Source organism: Pandoraea sp., assembly GCF_041919235.1.
Classification (GTDB): Bacteria; Pseudomonadota; Gammaproteobacteria; order Burkholderiales; family Burkholderiaceae; genus Pandoraea.
Window position 1 is genome coordinate 1 of sequence record NZ_JAYRUC010000022.1, and the last position, 15774, is coordinate 15774.

Annotated in this window: 9 protein-coding genes; 5 read left to right on the top strand and 4 right to left on the bottom strand. The window is 64.5% G+C overall.

What is annotated here, in order from left to right; all coding sequences use genetic code 11:
- Window positions 1–852: 852 nt before the first annotated feature.
- Window positions 853–1893 carry a porin gene (locus ACE3UG_RS17150; protein ID WP_374626069.1) on the top strand — a complete coding sequence of 347 codons (1041 nt, stop codon included), beginning with the start codon at window positions 853–855 and terminating at the stop codon, window positions 1891–1893.
- 90 nt (window positions 1894–1983) lie between these two features.
- Window positions 1984–3276 carry an NCS2 family permease gene (locus ACE3UG_RS17155; RefSeq protein ID WP_374626071.1) on the top strand — a complete coding sequence of 431 codons (1293 nt, stop codon included), beginning with the start codon at window positions 1984–1986 and terminating at the stop codon, window positions 3274–3276.
- A 108-nt stretch (window positions 3277–3384) separates the two neighbouring features.
- Here ACE3UG_RS17155 and ACE3UG_RS17160 read toward each other — a convergent pair whose 3' ends face one another.
- Window positions 3385–4110: a GNAT family N-acetyltransferase gene (locus ACE3UG_RS17160; RefSeq protein ID WP_374626074.1), complete on the bottom strand. Its 726-nt coding sequence runs from the start codon at window positions 4108–4110 to the stop codon at window positions 3385–3387.
- A 407-nt stretch (window positions 4111–4517) separates the two neighbouring features.
- Between ACE3UG_RS17160 and ACE3UG_RS17165 the strand changes: the two genes are divergently transcribed.
- Window positions 4518–6086, top strand: coding sequence for a PLP-dependent aminotransferase family protein (locus tag ACE3UG_RS17165; protein WP_374626076.1), 1569 nt, complete (start codon window positions 4518–4520; stop codon window positions 6084–6086).
- A gap of 18 nt (window positions 6087–6104) precedes the next feature.
- On the opposite strand, the gene ACE3UG_RS17170 is transcribed toward ACE3UG_RS17165, so the two are convergent.
- The gene (locus tag ACE3UG_RS17170; protein WP_374626078.1) at window positions 6105–7325 is read right to left on the bottom strand and encodes an MFS transporter; all 1221 of its coding nucleotides are present in this window, start codon (window positions 7323–7325) and stop codon (window positions 6105–6107) included.
- Between the two features lie 179 nt (window positions 7326–7504).
- Window positions 7505–12544: an NAD-glutamate dehydrogenase gene (locus tag ACE3UG_RS17175; protein ID WP_374626080.1), complete on the bottom strand. Its 5040-nt coding sequence runs from the start codon at window positions 12542–12544 to the stop codon at window positions 7505–7507.
- Window positions 12545–12673: 129 nt separating this feature from the next.
- Here ACE3UG_RS17175 and dbpA point away from each other — a divergent pair, with 129 nt between their 5' ends.
- Window positions 12674–14086, top strand: a complete 1413-nt coding sequence (gene dbpA / locus ACE3UG_RS17180; protein WP_374626082.1) for an ATP-dependent RNA helicase DbpA — start codon at window positions 12674–12676, stop codon at window positions 14084–14086.
- Between the two features lie 100 nt (window positions 14087–14186).
- A complete protein-coding gene (locus tag ACE3UG_RS17185) occupies window positions 14187–14798 on the top strand; it encodes a hypothetical protein (protein ID WP_374626084.1) in 612 nt (203 codons plus the stop codon).
- A gap of 15 nt (window positions 14799–14813) precedes the next feature.
- Here ACE3UG_RS17185 and ACE3UG_RS17190 read toward each other — a convergent pair whose 3' ends face one another.
- Entirely contained in the window at window positions 14814–15773 is a 960-nt protein-coding gene (locus tag ACE3UG_RS17190; protein ID WP_374626086.1) for a LysR family transcriptional regulator, read from the bottom strand.
- Between the last annotated feature and the right edge of the window lies 1 nt (window position 15774).

Consider the following 15774-nt stretch of genomic DNA (forward strand, 5'->3'; position numbering starts at 1 on the left):
CGCTTTGGAAAACGGGTGCCGGCCCGACGACACGAAACACGCCTACGCATCGTCGCACCCCACCTCCCTTCCCCCCTCGCGTCACGCACCATCGTCGCCGTCTCGACGACACCGTCTCTTCATGCGCACAGGCGCTCGTCGACCGCCCCCGCGTGCTTTGCATCTGCGAGGAACGATCGCCGAGCACCTCGTCACCCCCAGAGCACATCTCCCCTCCCGGTATCGCAGTCGCATCGTGGCGCGATTGCGCCAGGGGGCACCGAATGTGTTCCTGCGTTGTCGGTAGCCACGGCGTTCGCAGACAGGGCGACGCCTGCACCGACGCGATGTCGAGGGTCTCGCCGCCCGTCACCAGCAGATGCAGAGCACGTGGGGACGGGCGGCGAGACCCTTGGCGCATGAAGAGACGGTGTCAACGTGACGAGGAGGTCACGGCGAGTGGCGAGGCCTGGTTTGGGGGTGGTGGCGGGGGTTGGGTGGGCGGGGGGTGGCCGGGGGGGGGGCCCCCTTTTTCCAAAGCGAATTTCGTGGAGCGACGAAAACGGGGACCCCGCCGGCGGCAGACCGCAGACGTATGCATAGGGGGGCCAGCGGCAGACCGCAGAAGCACGCATAGGGAGTGCCGCCGCCAACCCGCAACACGTGACTCAAGCAACGGAATACCGAGTATCAACGCCGAGTGATATGTCGTGTGACGCATCTTGATAATAATGATCACGCCTCGAAGCAACACCGATATCCGCGCAACGTGAAGTCAGTGTGTCAATGACTCAGGCGTGCCCCCTTGCACTCTTCGGTGAAAAGAGCGGTACAGAGGCACGCACAAATCAAAAACGAGACGGAGACACATTCATGAGCAAGGCAGCAAGTTGGCTGCGGGGCACGCTCGCCCTAGCGGTTTGCGGTGCAGTGGGCGTCGCCCACGCGCAATCGAACGTATCGCTGTATGGCCAGGTCGACGCCTGGGTCGGTGCCGCGAAAGCTCCGGGCGGTGAACGCGCATGGACGCAGGGTGGCGGCGGGATGTCCACGTCCTATTGGGGGATGAAGGGCTCGGAGGATCTTGGCGGCGGCCTCAAGGCGATCTTCACTTTGGAGGACTTCTTTCTGCCGCAGCGCGGACAATCCGGGCGCTTCACGGGCGACAGTTTCTTTTCCCGCAACGCTTACGTCGGCCTCCAGTCGGATACGCTCGGCACGGTGACGATGGGTCGCCTCACCACGTCGTATTTCGTCTCGACGATTCTGTTCAACCCGTTCGTCGACTCCTATACGTTCAGCCCGATGGTGTATCACACGTTCCTTGGACTCGCGGGTCAGGGCATCGTCGGCGATTCGGGATGGAGCAACGCGGTGATGTACGCCACGCCCGATTACAAGGGGCTCGGCGCCAGTGTCTCTTATGCCTTCGGCAACAAAGCCGGTGAAACGGGCCAGAACAAGTGGAGCGCCGCCGCGATGTACTTCCACGGCCCGCTCGCTGCGTCGCTCGCGTATCAACAGGTGAAGTTCGATTCGACGCCCGACGATCAGGCGGGTATCACGGGCTTTCGCAATCAGCAGGCATTACAAGCCGGCCTGACGTACGATTTTCAGGTGGTCAAGCTCTACGGCCAGTATCAGTACATCAAGAACACGATTACCGGCGGCAACCTGACCTCGAACGGCGCTCAGTTGGGGGTGTCGGTGCCGCTTGGGGGCGGCAGTGTCATGGCGTCGTACGCCTATACCCGGAATTCGGGGATGAACGACATCAGCCGAAACACCTGGGCCGTCGGTTATGACTACAACCTCTCGAAGCGCACCGATCTGTATCTGGCCTATCTGAACGACAAGGTGTCCGGGCTGGAAGCCGGAAATACTTTTGGGGTGGGCATGCGCACCAAGTTCTGACAAACTCGGCGGCACGGTCGCGCTCGCAGTACAATGCGCGCGCCCCGCTGCACACGGACAACGGCATAACAACGTCACAAGGAGAGAGCGTTGCTGACCAAATTTTTCAAACTCGAGGAGCACGGCTCCAGTGTACGCACCGAAATGGTGGCAGGTCTCACGACCTTCCTCACCATGTCGTACATCATTTTCGTCAACCCCAATATTCTCGGCACGACGGGCATGGACAAGAGCGCCGTGTTCGTGGCGACCTGTCTCGCCGCCGCGATCGGCTCGGTGGTGATGGCCTTCGTCGCCAACTACCCGATCGGCATGGCGCCCGGCATGGGGTTGAACGCCTTCTTCGCTTTCACCGTCGTGGGCGCGATGGGTTACACGTGGCAGCAGGCACTCGGGGCCGTGTTCATCTCCGGGTGTCTGTTCATTATCCTGACCGTCACGGGCATACGCTCGTGGCTGATTGCCGGGGTGCCCAAATCGCTACGATGTGCGATTGCCGCCGGTATCGGGCTGTTCCTCGCGATCATCGCGCTCGGTAACGCAGGCGTGGTCGTTGCCAATCCGGCGACGAAGATCGGCCTGGGCGATCTCCACTCGCCGCAAGCCCTGCTCGCGATCTTCGGCTTCTTCCTGATTGCGGTGCTCGACGCGCTGCGTGTACGCGGCGCCATTCTGATCGGCATTCTGGCGGTGACGATTCTCTCGATGGTGCTAGGTCTGAACCAGTTCCAGGGCGTATTCGCCATGCCGCCAAGCCTGGCCCCAACGTTCCTCCAGCTAGACATTCCGGGCGCACTGCACGCAGGCTTCGTTCACGTCATTCTGGCGTTCGTGCTGGTGGAAGTGTTCGACGCGACAGGTACGCTGATGGGCGTGGCCAAGCGCGCCGGTTTGCTTGAAGGCACGCATTACAAGGGCCTCGGTCGCGCGCTCTTCGCCGACTCGATTGCGATTTTCATCGGGTCGCTGCTGGGCACGAGCAGCACGACGGCTTATGTCGAGAGCGCCTCGGGCGTGCAAGCGGGCGGACGCACCGGCCTGACCGCGCTCACGATCGCCGTGCTCTTCATTCTCGCCCTGTTTATCGCGCCCCTCGCCGGCTCGGTCCCCGCTTACGCGGCTGCCCCGGCACTGCTCTATGTGGCCGGTCTGATGCTGCGCGAGCTGCTCGACGTGGAATGGGACGACATCACCGAAGCAACCCCGGCCGCATTGACCGCGCTGGCAATGCCGTTCACTTACTCGATCGCGACGGGCCTCGCCTTCGGCTTCATTTCGTACGCCGTACTCAAGCTGTTCACGGGCCGCGCGAAGGAAGTCCACCCAGCCGCCTGGGTGATCGCGGTGCTCTTCGTGCTGAAGTACGTGTTCTTCCCGGGTTGATCGCTGCGACATCCCCGTAGTAAAAACGGCCCGCCGGCGATGTCCCCGGCGGGCCGTTTTACTTGGCGGTGCAAGCGCGTACCGACGGTGGCCGCCGCGACTCGCCGCCTACGCTTTCGCTGCCGAAATCAATGCGGCCAGCCCCGCACGTTGCCGGCCCTGTGCGTCGAAATTCTCCGGCGAGAGCCATTGTTCGAAGCCACGACTGATGGCCGGCCACTCACCATCAGTGATGGAGAACCACGCAGTGTCGCGGCTGCGGCCCCGGTAGACGATCGCCTGCCGGAATATGCCCTCGAACGTGAAGCCGTAACGCGCCGCAGCGCGACGCGATGGGGCATTGAGCGAATCGCATTTCCACTCGTAGCGACGATACCCCATCTCGTCGAATACACGCCGCATGAGCAAGTACTGCGCCTCGGTGCCCGCACGCGTACGTTTGAGCAACGGCGAGTACGCCACGTGCCCGACTTCGACCACCCCATTCGCCGCATCAATGCGCATGAGCGCCAACGTGCCCACCGCTTTTCCCGTCGCCAGATCGATGATCGCGTGATGCAACGGGTCCGCAGACGCCGCCATCTTGGTCGCATGCGCGTAATAGCTGTCGAAGTCCAGGAACGGCCCCACACTCATGTACGTCCAGTCACGACCGTCCGCAGCACTTGCGTAGGCCTCGTACAGGTCCTTCACATGACGCTCCACATCGATCGGCTCAACCCGACAGTACCGCCCACCAATCGACGCCCTCGGCGGCTGCGCTCGCGGCACCCAATCAGGCAGCGGCCTGCCAATCGGTTGGTCGTATTCGTTGAAGTTCGGCGCGTCAGTCATGTCGTTTGTCTCCAGAAATCGACTCGGCACTCAGATCATGACGCCCACAGTATCGCGTCGGTGGTACGATGAAAAGCACCACGATCACGGAATCTCATGGTGCCAACGCCTCAGCTACCCAAACCTCGGCCCCATCCCGCCACCCACATATCTCCGCAAGCCGGACCGGAAGCCCTCCCCCGTCCCCCAAACCCGTCTGCAAGCCAGGGACCCGAAGCCCCTCCCAACCCCCAACCCCCTCAGCAAGCCAGACCGGAGCCCCATCCCGCCACTCAAACAGTGACCCAACTCGTTGCAGGATGGGGCCCCGGTCCGGCCTCAAACGCCCACAGTCAGGCCTGAACACCTCCCCCCCATTCCCCATTCCCTATTCCCTATTCTCTTTCTCACCCTTCTCCTTCGCCACCATGCCCGCGCCCCACGATCAAACTCCCCAAAACGTCGCCGATCTATTCGATAGCCCCCTGAACACCACGCCCGAACGCAGTTCCTCCCTCCAAAAACAACTCCTCACCCGCCTCAAACTCGCCATTCTCGAAGGCCGTCTACCCGCCGGCGCTCGACTCCCCGCCTCCCGCACCCTCGCCGATAACCTCGCTATCTCGCGCAACACCGTTTCCATCGTCTACGATCAACTCGCCGCCGAAGGCTTCATCCTGCCCCACCGACTCGGCACCCATGTCGCCCACCTCTGCCTCGATCCGCTCTCCGCCACCAAAGCCACCCAATCCGCTCAGCCCAAATCCCCCAACGACTCACCGTCACCTCCCCCTCCCTCCCCCCCCAACGACACCCCTCCCACGCCGCGCGCCTCCCGCCGCATCCAACGCCTGCCCGCCACCCGCCACGCAGCGCGCGCCGATGAATCCCCCCTCCCATTTACACCCGGCGTCCCCGCCCTCACCCGCTTTCCCTCAAGCACCTGGCGCCGCACGCTCGAACGCGTCATGCGCGAAGCCCAACCCCGCCACTACCATTACGGCGACCCACTCGGCGAACCCGCGCTGCGTGATGCCATCGCCGCACATCTGCGTATCTCGCGTGGCGTCCGTTGCCACCCCTCGCAAGTCGTAATCACGGAAGGCGCTCACGAAGCGCTCATCCTCTGTGTCCGCCTGCTCACCGACCCAGGCGACACGGTTTGGATGGAAGACCCCGGCTATCGCGGCGCCAAGGCCGCGTTCCACGCCAGCGACGTCCGGCTCCAACCGCTGCGAGTCGATAATGAAGGTGTCATGATTCCAAGTGAACTATGGGAACGCGCGCCCCCACGACTGGTGTATGTCACTCCCTCGCATCAATATCCGCTCGGCAGCGTGCTCTGCGCATCGCGCCGCCTCGATTTGATCGCTCAGGCACGCCGTCACGGCACCTGGATTCTGGAAGATGATTACGACAGCGAATTTCGCCATCAAGGCGAACCGATCGCCGCCATGCAAGGAATGGTGCCCGACGCACCCGTGGTCTACGTAGGGACGTTCAGCAAGACGATGTTTCCCGCGCTGCGTCTGGGCTTTCTGATTCTGCCCGCGACGCTCGCCACGCAAGCGCGCGACGCGCTCGAAGAACTCCTGCGCGGCGGACACCGCTTCGAACAACTCGCGCTGGCCGATTTCATCCGCAGCGGTCAGTTCGCACGGCATCTCGGTCGCATGCGCCGCCTCTATCGGGAACGCCAGACCGCGTTGCGCAACGCATTGGCCTCCGACTTCGACCCGGCATATGCCGTGATCGGCGAGCGCTGCGGGCTTCACCTGACCGTGCGGCTCGACCCCGCTTTCCCCGATCAGACCATCGTGGCGGCAGCACAGCGCGAAGGCATCGGCCCCCGCGCCCTATCAAGCTTTGCACTCGATCCGCAACCAACGGATAACGGCCTCGTGATCGGCTATGGCGATACGGACGCGACGCGTATACCCGAACTGGTCAAACGACTGGCCACTCTTGTGGCCGCCCACCGAAGCAAGGCGACCTAGGCACACCGTTGAAGGGCATTACGCGGTTTGGACGACTTTCTTGCCTGCGTCGCGCGCCTGTTCGGCACGCGCCATCCACAGTGTGAGTACGACGGCCGCGAGGGCAGCCACGGCAGCACACAGGTAGACTTCGGCGTACCCGTAGGCACCCACGATCAAGCCAGCCACCGGTCCCGTCACGCCAAGCGCGACATCGAGAAACACGGAGTACGCGCCAAGCGCCGCGCCACGGTTTTGTGCCGGGACCAGGTTGACCGCCGCCACACCCAGCGACGGGAACACCAGCGAGAACCCAGCCCCCGAGAGCGCCGCACCAAGCAATGCCGTGAATCCCGTCGGAGCGATGCCGAGCACGATCAAACCGAAGGCCTCGAGCGCAAACGACGTCATCGCTACACGGTAACCGCCGAAGCGGGCAATGCTGCTGCCCAGGATCAGTCGTACCCCCATGAAGCACACGCCGAATGCGGTCAACGCAAGCGCCGCGTTGTCCCAATGATGGCTGGCGTAGTACAACGTGATGAACGTGGAGATGGCCCCAAAACCAATGGAACCCAAGGCAAGGCCCATGCCAAACGGCAACACGCGGCCGAGCACAGCCCGAAACGCAAGACGCTCGCCATGTATGACTGGCGTCGCACGCTTCATGCGCGCCAGCAGCAGACCGGCCACGCCGGCCAGCGCGACGGCACCGCCAAGCACTTCGATGCCATACGCATTGTCGAGGGCAACGCCCAGCGGAGCACCCAGCGCGAGCGCGCCATAGGTCGCTACGCCGTTCCATGAGATAACGCGCGCAGTGTGCGACGGACCCACCTGGCCTATCCCCCACATGATGGCGCCCGTCGATACCCAGCTCTCGCCGAAACCGAGCACGAGACGTCCGACGATCAGCGTGAGGAGCGACAACCACGGCACGCCGGAGAACACGCCGCCCAAGGCCACGAGCAACCCCGATGCGCCGCACGCCACGAGCCCGCACAAGACCGTGCGCTTGGGCCCCCAGGCATCTGCGGTGCGCCCGGCGTAGGGGCGCGAGAGCAACGTCGCAAGGTACTGGACACTGATGGCCAAGCCGGCGATGACCGAACTGTATGCCAGATCGACATGCACGAACGACGGCAGCACCGCGAGCGGCAAACCGATCGTCAGATAGCAAAGGAACGTGAAGAACACGGTGGAGACGATCTGCAACGTCGTCGCGAACTGTCCGTTCGCAGGGCGGGTTTCGTTAGGCATTGCGCAGGAGTTCAGGAATCGACGAAACCCCAGGAAGCGCCAACCTGCACGACGGGCAAGCATTCGCGCAGGTCAACTCAATCCTAGGGTTTTCCCGGATGATACGCCGTTTCACGCGTTTTGTGTAAACGCTTAAAAGTGGACGTTGCTTGGAGGCGTATTGCGGGGGGTTCTGGGCGTCAGCTCCCCACTTCCGCAAGCGCTTTCAGGCTGACCGATAACATCGCGAGGTCGGCATTGCCGGATGCGACTTGATCGGCCAACACACGGTGGTAGCGCGCCAGCGACTCCGCATGTGCCGCCTCCCAGTGGGCAACGCGCTTGGCCGCGGGACTTCCGTCGGCACCCTCGGCGGCATGGCCGTCATCGCGAGACGCCACATCGGTAGCCAGCACGCTCGCCGTCACGCGCCGGCGCAGCACCGACAATTCCTCTAACAATGTGGCACGCGCCAGACGCTGCCAGTGCGTCTGCATCGGAAGCCCCAGCACGCCGGCCTGCAACCAGCCATAGCCGAGCGGCGCATCGAGCGCGAAATACACCTGCGCGGCAAGCGCCGGTTCGCACCCGCTGGTGTTCGCCACTTCGGCAACGTCGAGCAACGCCACCCGCGCGCCAATGCCCGCCGCCGTTTGGGCGAGCGACGGCGGCACCCCCGCATCGATCATGGCCTGGCATCTGGTGCGCGCTTCATCGGCCGCCTCGCCGCTCACCAGCGTGTCCAGCGTCGGCAGAATCGGGGCGAGCACGTTGCGCAAACGCTCGACCGTCTGCGGTACGTCGGTCAAGCGCCGCCGCAGGAACCACAAGGTGGCTTGCTCATGCCACTGCGCAATGGCGGCGAACAACGCCGCCTGCGTCTCGTGCGAGACCCGCGCGTCGAGCGCGTCGATCTCGCCCCACAGCGTGTCGAGGCCGTAGGCCCCACGCGCTGCCAGGCTGGCCCGCACGACATCCGCCGGCTCGGCGCCGGTCTCCTCGCTGAGCCGATGCACGAACGTCACCCCCGCCCGGTTGACGAGCGCATTGGCGTGCATTGTCGCGAGTATTTCCCGCTTGAGCGGATGACGCAGCATCGCCGCCCCGCATCGGCTCGCGAGCGGCGTAGGAAAGTACGAAGGAAGGTCTTCGGCGACGTACTCGGCATCGGGCAGATCGCTCGCGAGCAACACGTCGTAGAGCCACATCTTGCTGTAGGCCATGAGTACCGCGCGCTCAGGGGACGTCAGCCCCGCGCCAGCCGCACGCCGCGCGTCGAGCGCGTCGTCGTCAGGCAGAAACTCGATGGCGCGCGCAAGCCGCTGCGCCCGCTCCAGATACCGCATGAAGCGCGCATCGTCGTCGAGCGACGCCACCGAACGCAGCCGCCCGAGCGACAGCGCCTGTGTCTGTAGATAGTTGTCGCGCAGCACAAGCGTGCCGACTTCCTCGGTCATTTCGGCGAGCAACGCGTTGCGCTGCTTGAGCGTCATTTCACCATCCGTCACGACAAGGCCTAGAAGTATCTTGATGTTGACTTCGTGATCGGAACAATCGACACCCGCCGAATTGTCGATGGCGTCGGTGTTGATGCGACCGCCACGCTGCGCATACTCGATCCGCCCGAGCTGCGTCAGCCCGAGATTGCCCCCCTCGGCCACCACCTTGCAGCGCAGCTCGGCACCATTCACGCGCAAGCCGTCGTTGGCGCGATCGCCCACCTGCGCATGCGTCTCGGTGCTCGCTTTCACGTATGTACCGATGCCACCGTTGTAGAGCAGATCGACCGGCGCTTTGAGCAACGCGCGCAACAGGTCGTTCGGCGCCATCTCGGTGGCCTCGGTGCCGAGCAGTTCACGCACCGGCGCCGACAGGGCGATGGCCTTGGCCGTGCGTGCGAACACGCCGCCCCCGTCCGATATCAGCCGCGTGTCGTAGTCGGCCCAACTCGAGCGCGGTAGCTGAAACATGCGCTCGCGCTCCGCGAACGACGCCGCAGCATCGGGCGTAGGGTCGAGGAAGATGTGCCGATGGTCGAATGCCGCTACGAGACGAATGTGCTTCGAGAGCAACATGCCGTTGCCGAACACGTCGCCCGACATGTCGCCAATGCCCACCACCGTGAAGTCCTGTGTCTGCGTGTCGACCCCCATCTCGCTGAAATGACGCTTGACGGACTCCCACGCGCCACGCGCCGTAATCGCCATCTTCTTGTGGTCGTAACCGACCGACCCGCCCGACGCGAAGGCGTCGCCAAGCCAGAACCCATACTCCGCCGAGATGGCGTTCGCATAATCGGAAAAGGTCGCCGTTCCCTTGTCGGCCGCAACGACGAGATAGGGATCGTCTCCATCGATGCGCACGGTTTGCGGCGGCGGCACCAGTTGGCCGTCGACATAGTTGTCGGTCAGATCCAGCAAACCGCGCAGGAAGGTCTGGTAACACGCCACGCCCTCCGCCAGGTACGCATCCCGGTCGCCCTGCGGCGGCGGCTGCTTCACCACGAAACCGCCCTTCGAGCCGACCGGCACGATGACGGTGTTCTTCACCATCTGCGCCTTGACGAGCCCCAGCACCTCGGTGCGGAAGTCCTCGCGGCGATCCGACCAGCGCAGGCCGCCACGCGCGACTCGCCCGCCCCGCAGATGCACCCCCTCCACACGCGGCGAATACACCCAGATCTCGAACATCGGCTTGGGCTCGGGCAGGCCCGGCACCTTCGACGGATCGAACTTGAACGACAGGTAAGTCTTTTGCGTCACGCCATCGTCGCCCGTCTGGAAGTAGTTGGTGCGCAATGTCGCCTCAAGTACCCCCAGGAATTGGCGCAGAATGCGGTCCTCGTCGAGATTGGGAACGTCTTCCAGCGCCGCATGAATTTGCCCACGCAGTCGCTCTGCATGCGATGCCCTCGCCTGCGCCTCCAGCGACGGATCGAAGCGCGCAAGGAATAAACGCACCAGCATGCCCGCAATCGACGGATTGCCCGTCAACGCATTCTCGATGTACGCGTTGCTGAACGTCGAACCCACCTGGCGGATGTACTTCGCGTAGGCACGCAAAATACGCACTTCGCGCCAGGTCAGTCCGGCGCGCAAGACCAGCCGGTTGAGGTCGTCGTTCTCGACGTCGCCCGCCCAGATACGCGCGAAGGCTTCCTCGAAACGCAAGCGGCCATGCTCCAGATCGACATCCGCACCGTCGAGACTCGTCATCCCGAAGTCGTGCATCCAGACAACGCCCCCGTCGGCAGGCTCGATGCGATACGGGCGCTCGTCGTTGACGCGCACGCCGAGGTGCTCCAGCATCGGAAGGCTGCGCGAGAGCGCAATGGGCTCGCCCGCCTGATAGATCTTGAAGCGCAATGTGCCCGGCGCGGCCTCCAGCGGCCGGTAAAGCTGCATCGCAAGCGGCGTGGCGACGCCAGACTCCGCTTGCTCTCCCTGCTCCGCCTGCACGGCGCTCAGCAGCGGCTCGATCAGTTCGACGTCGCGTACCGCCACGCGTGCAACGTAGTCCTCTCGATACCCGGAGGGAAACGCGTGCGCGTACCGTCGTAGTGCACGCGTGCCGCGCTCTTCGCCCAATTGCTCGCGCAGCGCGTCGGACAGGTCGTCTTGCCAGCGGCGGGTGGCCTCGACGATGCGCGCTTCCAGTTCGTTCACGTCGACATCCGGCACATGCCCCGGCTCGGTGCGCACGGTGATGTGAATGCGTGCGAGCATCGACTCGGAGAGCTGCGGTGTGAACTCGACACTGGTCCCGTGATAGGCCGCCTGCAACAGATTCTGCACGCGCACGCGCAGATCCGTGTTGAATTTGTCGCGCGGCACGAACACGAGGCACGACACGAAGCGATCGAAACGGTCGCGCCGCACGAACAGCCGCGTGCGCTGACGCTCCTGCAAACGCAGTATGCCCAGCGCGATGTCGGACAGCGGATCGACATCGATCTGGAAAAGTTCGTCGCGCGGGTATTGTTCGAGGATCGTGGCGAGCGTCTTGGCCAGATGCCCGTTGGGCAGGAAACCGGTGCGTCCGATCACTTGCGCAACCTTGCGCCGCACGAGCGGAATTTCGTCGGCCGGCACCATGTAGACGTTCGACGTGTACAGCCCAAGGAAGCGCCGCTCGCCGCACACGCGCCCTTGCGCATCGTAACGCTTGACACCCACGTAATCGAGATAGCCGGGACGGTGCACGCTCGCCCGCGAGTTCGCCTTCGTCAGAAAGATCGGCGCACTCGTCTGGATGATGCCGATCGCGCCGGGCGACAGCGGCGTCATATCCGGCGCGCTGGCATCGCGGCGTGCCTCGCGCAGCACGCCGAGGCCGGTGCCGGTCACCCCTTGCAGATAGTGCTCGCCGTCCCGTACGACCAGTTCGTAGTCGCGATAGCCGAGAAATGTGAAGTGGCGTGCCAGCATCCAGTTGAGAAACGCCTGCGCTTCGTCGATCTCTGCGCGCGCCTGCGGACTCACCCCCGGTTGCTCGGCACGCTGCGCAAGCGCTTCCACAGCGGCCTGAGCCGCGCCCTGCATCGCACGCCAGTCCTCCACCGCCGCGCGGACATCGCCAAGCACGCGCTGCAACCCGTCGGCCAGCGCCTGCATGCGCTCGGGCTCGGAAAATCGGTCGACTTCAATATGGATATAGGATTCGAAACGGCCGCCGTCGGCCGTGGCATCGACGCCGTTGGACACCGTCTCGCGAGCCTCGCCGGGCGCGAGTAACGCCCCAACGTCCGCCCCAACGTCCGGCCCGGCGTCGGCACGCTCACCGGCGAACGCCGCCTGCCCCAGACCGCCGCCCGGCGCCACCGAGAGGCGCTTACCCGAGGCATCGCGCTTGATGCGATAGACCGGGTGAAACGCGGAATGCAGTGCAAGGCCCTGCCGGTTGATCTCCATCGTCACCGAATCGACGAGAAACGGCATGTCGTCGTTGACGATCTCGACGACGGTATGGCTGCAATGCCAGCCGTGCTGATCGAGGGTGGGATTGTAGATGCGCACGCGCGGCTCGCCGCTGACGAACTTCTGGCCGAGTTGCCAGTGCGCCATCGCCGCGCCATAAAGATCGGCGACACTGCGTGAGACAACGTCCTCGGGATCGGCCAAACCGTAGTAATGCCTCACGAACGGCTCGAACAGCGCCGCGACATCGGGCGCGCGCTCGCCAGCCATCGTGACGACTTCCGCCATGTGCTGGCGGACCTTCTCTTCCGAATTCGCGGGCATGGGCAACCTCTGCTGGAATGGACCCGACATCGACAGGCAAGGCCATGCTACGCCCAGCGGCCCCGGACTGGCAACGCCGCATTCGCTTAACCGATACTTGCGGCCCCGACCTGCCCGGTATAATTGCGCATGAACTCAAAAGCCACCGATTCGCGCACCGACAGCGCCCCCTTCTCGAGCCTGCCGCTCTCGCCTGCCATGCAGGAGAACCTCGCACGGCTCGGTTACAACGCGATGACGCCCATTCAACAGGCGTCGCTGCCCGATATCCTCGCCGGGCAGGACATCATCGCCCAAGCCAAGACCGGCAGCGGCAAGACCGCAGCGTTCGCGCTCGGCCTGCTTCAGCGCGTCGACGCCCGGGATTTCGCGGTTCAGGCCGCCGTACTCTGCCCCACGCGCGAACTCGCCGAGCAGGTCGCGCAGGAAGTGCGACGCATCGCCCGCGCCGAAGACAACATCAAGGTACTCACCCTGTGCGGCGGCTCGCCGCTGCGTCCGCAGGCGGAAAGCCTCGCCCACGGTGCCCACGTCGTCGTCGGCACGCCGGGCCGCATCATGGATCACCTCGAACGCGGCACGCTCTCGCTCGCCGGGATCAAGACATTGGTGCTCGACGAAGCCGATCGCATGCTCGATATGGGCTTTTTCGACGACATCGCCACGGTCGCACGCCAAACGCCCGCCTCGCGCCAAACGCTGCTCTTCTCGGCCACGTATCCGGAGGGCATCGGCAAGCTCGCACAGCGCCTGCTGCGCACGCCGCGCGAAATTCGTCTGGCCGAGAAGCACGACGCGAGCAAGATTCGCCAGCGCTTCTATGAAGTGCGCGACGAGGAACGGCTGCACGCCGTGGGCCAGTTGCTCGATCATTTCCGCCCGGTCAGCACCATCGCGTTCTGCAATACCCGCGCGCAATGCCGCGATCTGACCGACGTGCTGCACGCCGAGGGCTTCCACGCCCTGACGCTGCACGGCGAACTGGAACAGCGTGAGCGCGACCTGGTGCTGATTCAGTTCGCGAACCGCAGTTGCTCGGTGCTGGTCGCCACCGATGTGGCCGCGCGCGGGCTGGACATCGCGCAACTCGAAGCCGTAATCAATGTCGACGTGACGCCCGACCCCGAGGTGTACGTGCACCGCATCGGCCGCACCGGCCGCGCCGACGAGGAGGGCTGGGCCTTCAGCCTGGCAAGCATGGACGAGATGGGCCGCGTGGGCAACCTCGAAGCCGCGCTCGGGCGTGAAGTGCCATGGCACAAGCTCTCGGAACTCACGCCGTCGGGGAGCGGGCATCTGCTCCCACCGATGGTCACGCTCCAGATGCTGGGCGGGAAGAAGGACAAGATCCGTCCGGGCGACGTCCTCGGCGCACTCACCGGAGAGGCCGGCTTTGCCGCCAGCCAGATCGGCAAGATCAATGTGCTGGATAACTTCACGTATATTGCAGTGGAGCGCGACATCGCCCCCGTGGCGTTGCGCAAGTTGTCCGACGGCCGCGTCAAGGGCCGCAAGGTCAAGGTAAGATTCCTGCAGGACTGACGTTCGCCCCTGTTCGTTCGCCCCTGTTCGTTCGCCCCTGTTCGTTCGCCCCTGTTATCGGGTCGTCCCCCTGAGCGCCGCGCGCGGCGAGGAGGCAGCAATGAGGTCATTGCGTACCCTGTGGTGCTCTCCTGTCGCGCGGCGTGCGCGACGCGCAGCCCTCGCCCTACCCGCCGCTGGCTGGCTGGCCGCGTGCAGTACTCAGGGCGTGCCGCCGAACCCGGCCCTCACGGCGGACACGCTCGACGAGTACGCCATCGTCATCGTCGGCCTCGACACGCCGCTGCAAAGCACCTGGGGTCCGTGGAATTATTCGGACTTCTCGCAGACGGTCAACGGCATTGTCGGCGGCAAGTTCACCCGCACCCTCAACACCAATCCGCCCACGCACGGCTTCGTGGCAATGCGCGTCTCGCCCCTCATGCGCAACGAGCGCTTCGGTCCGATGGAGTTCACCCCAGCCGACAACAGCTATCGCTTTCGCTATTGCAAAGGCCGCAAGGTGCCCACGGTGCAGGTGCGCCGAGGCGACGTGATCTACGCGGGCACGCTGGCACTCGATAGCCATGACGGCAAAATCTGGCTGCGCACGGCGTTCGACATGGCGGGCGCGCGGCGCTTCGTGCAAGCGAACTATCCGTCGTTGGCCAGCAAGCTCCAGCCTCAGCCGTTTACCTACTTTGAAGTGAAAAGCGAACCCGGCTGCCGGTGAGCCTTGGCGGCAGACTCACTGCTCGTCGGCATCCTCGTCCGGCGCCAGCACGATCTCCCGCGCTTCGCACAGCGCATCGGCGCGTTCGCTCAGTTCGCCGGCCACGTCCGCCAGATGCCGCCGCAGCGTGTCGGCGAGTACGGACTCCGGTTCGTGCGACGGTCGCAACATCTCGACCGGAAATTCGATGGCCGGTGCGACGCGGTAAAGTCGCTGCGCCTGCACATGCGCACTTGCCGCCGTGAATTGATCGAGCAGCGCATAGCCCAAACCGTGCTCGACGAGCGCGGCGGCGAGCGAATAGGTCTGCACCATCACCTCGGCGTCCTGCAGCAATTCGGTCTGCTCGAGACGCTCGTTGATCAAGGCGCCAAGCGGCGTGTCATCGTGCAACTTGATGAGATCGCGCCCCGCGAGCGCGTCTGCACTTGCCGGCCCGCGACGCGAGAGCTTCGGCCACGACGCAGGCACCGCCAGCACGATATGCCCCTGCGCCACCGGACGACTCACGATACCGGCCGCCATCGGCGGCGCCGAAACGATGCCCACGTCGACCGACGACGTGAGGATCGCCGTAATCATCTCGGTCGTATGGTGCGTGATGAGCTCGAAAACGACGTCCGGATGCGCGCGCCGCATGCGCTCGATGGCCGCAGGCAAGAGACTCTGCGCGAGGCTCGGCGTCGCGGCGATGCGCAGATGCCCCACGCCATGCTGACGCAGGTTGCGCGACGTGGTGCGCAGCCGTTCCAGATCGCTGAAGATGCGTTCGACATCGGGATAGAGACGGCGGGCTTCGGCCGTGGGCACGAGCCGGCCCTTGACCCGGTCGAACAGCTTGAAGCCGAGTTGCTGTTCGGCGTGTTGCAACACGCGCGACACGACCGGTTGCGATACGTTGAGCAATTGCGCAGCACCGCTGGCCGAGCCTGTGAGCACCACCGCACGAAACGTCTCGATATGCCGCAATTTCATG